Source organism: Pseudoalteromonas sp. Isolate6, from assembly GCF_022398435.1.
Lineage (GTDB): Bacteria > Pseudomonadota > Gammaproteobacteria > Enterobacterales > Alteromonadaceae > Pseudoalteromonas > Pseudoalteromonas galatheae.
This window is the reverse complement of record NZ_JAKEVK010000425.1, coordinates 1-551: the sequence shown is the minus strand read 5'-3', so window position 1 is coordinate 551 and position 551 is coordinate 1. Positions and strand designations below refer to the sequence as shown.

General features: G+C 50.5%; 1 rRNA gene. It reads left to right on the top strand.

The features are described from left to right. Position 1: 1 nt before the first annotated feature. Positions 2 to 551: ribosomal RNA gene (locus tag L1D50_RS23310) — 23S ribosomal RNA — on the top strand; the annotation flags it as partial.

Here is a 551-nt window from a genome sequence, read left to right as displayed (position 1 = left end):
CAAGAGGAGTGAAAAACTCCTCCGCCGGAAGACCAAGGGTTCCTATCCCATGTTAATCAGGGTAGGGTGAGTCGACCCCTAAGGCGAGGCTGAAGAGCGTAGTCGATGGGAAACGGGTTAATATTCCCGTACTCGGTATGAATGCGATGGGGGGACGGAGCAGGCTAGGCAAGCATGGCGTTGGTTGTCCATGTGAAAGGCTGTAGGCTGGTGACTTAGGAAAATCCGGGTTGCYAAGGCTGAGAGTCGAGACGAGCCACCAAGGTGGTGAAGTTGTTGATGCCCTACTTCCAGGAAAAGCCTCTAAGCTTCAGTTTATACTGAATCGTACCCTAAACCGACACAGGTGGTCAGGTAGAGAATACTAAGGCGCTTGAGAGAACTCGGGTGAAGGAACTAGGCAAAATTGTACCGTAACTTCGGGAGAAGGTACGCTCTTGTTTGTGAAGGACTTGCTCTGTAAGCAAACGAGAGCCGCAGTGACCAGGTGGCTGGGACTGTTTATTAAAAACACAGCACTGTGCAAAATCGTAAGATGACGTATACGGTGT